The organism is Limimaricola soesokkakensis (assembly GCF_900172345.1).
GTDB classification, from domain to species: Bacteria; Pseudomonadota; Alphaproteobacteria; order Rhodobacterales; family Rhodobacteraceae; genus Limimaricola; species Limimaricola soesokkakensis.
On record NZ_FWFY01000039.1, the window covers coordinates 1 to 1,006 of the forward strand.

The 1,006-nt window shown below is 66.2% G+C and carries 3 protein-coding genes; 2 read left to right on the forward strand and 1 reads right to left on the reverse strand.

Going from position 1 to position 1,006, the window contains the following annotated elements:
• On the forward strand, window positions 1-335 hold a 335-nt coding region (locus tag LOS8367_RS18570; protein WP_110522072.1), incomplete at its 5' end, for a protein tyrosine phosphatase family protein.
• Between the two features lie 37 nt (window positions 336-372).
• Here the strand turns inward: LOS8367_RS18570 and LOS8367_RS18575 are convergent.
• Window positions 373-684 carry an ArsR/SmtB family transcription factor gene (locus LOS8367_RS18575; RefSeq protein WP_085898012.1) on the reverse strand — a complete coding sequence of 104 codons (312 nt, stop codon included), beginning with the start codon at window positions 682-684 and terminating at the stop codon, window positions 373-375.
• A 95-nt stretch (window positions 685-779) separates the two neighbouring features.
• Between LOS8367_RS18575 and LOS8367_RS18580 the strand changes: the two genes are divergently transcribed.
• Window positions 780-1,006: YeeE/YedE family protein (locus tag LOS8367_RS18580; protein WP_370737712.1), on the forward strand; the 227-nt coding region annotated here is incomplete at its 3' end.

Genomic DNA, 1,006 nt, shown 5'->3' on the forward strand with positions numbered 1-1,006 from the left:
CGGACGAAAAGCAGGAGGTCGCCCCCGATGAAGAACGGCGCATCGCCGAAGAGGCCGGGCTGACCTACCTGCATCACCCGGTCTCGCCCGACGCGCTCGACGATGAGTTGGTGGACGATTTCCGGCGTTCCCTCGACGACCTGCCGCAGCCCGTCCTGCTGCATTGCGCATCGGGCAAGCGCGCGGGCGCGATGACGCTGATGGCGCTCGCCGCCGAGCAGGGCCTCGACGGCGAGGCGGCCATCGCGAAGGGTCGTGCGGCCGGGGTCGATCTGACGCAAGAGAAGATCGGCCAGTTCGTGAAGGACTATGCGGACCGCAAGTCCGGGGCCTGACCCTCGCCCTGCGCCCGGACTGGCCGGGCGCGGGCTCTCACCGCGCCTCGCGCGCGCAATACAGCTTGTGCAGCGTCTCCAGAACGGCGGCAACTTCTTTGCCGGTGACGCTGTAATAGATCGTCTGCCCGTCCCGGCGGCCCTCGACGAGCCCCGCCTCCTTCAGCCGCTTGAGCTGTTGCGACATGGTCGGCTGCGACATCTCGCAGATCCGGGCCAGTTCCCCCACCGACCGCTCGCCATCGACCAGCCGACACAGGATCTTCAACCGCGCCTCGGAGGCCAGCATGCCCATCAGCGCGGCCGCGCCCGCGATGTCGCCTTCGAGGAAATCATCGGTGATTTTCATATGCTGCCTGTTGAATATTAGACGAGACGAATATATAGATGTCTTGAAACAAGACAAGCGCGACGGCGTTGACCGTCGTATCACGGAGTCGAGAGATGGAAACAGAGTTCACCCCTTGGCTGTCGCTCGGCGGCGGCATGATGATCGGGGCCTCGGCGGTGCTGCTGATGGCCACCAATGGCCGGATCGCCGGGATCAGCGGCCTCACCTCGCGTATTTTCGCCCGCTCGACCGATGCCGAGGCGCGCGGCGTCTCGGCGCTGTTCGTGCTGGGCCTGCTGCTGGCCGCGCCGATCTGGCTGCTGGTGTCCGGCGAATGGCC

What these genes read in the sequence shown, in the direction of transcription:
- LOS8367_RS18575 (WP_085898012.1), bottom strand. Translation starts at nt 684, where the DNA reads ATGAAAATCACCGATGATTTCCTCGAAGGCGACATCGCGGGCGCGGCC.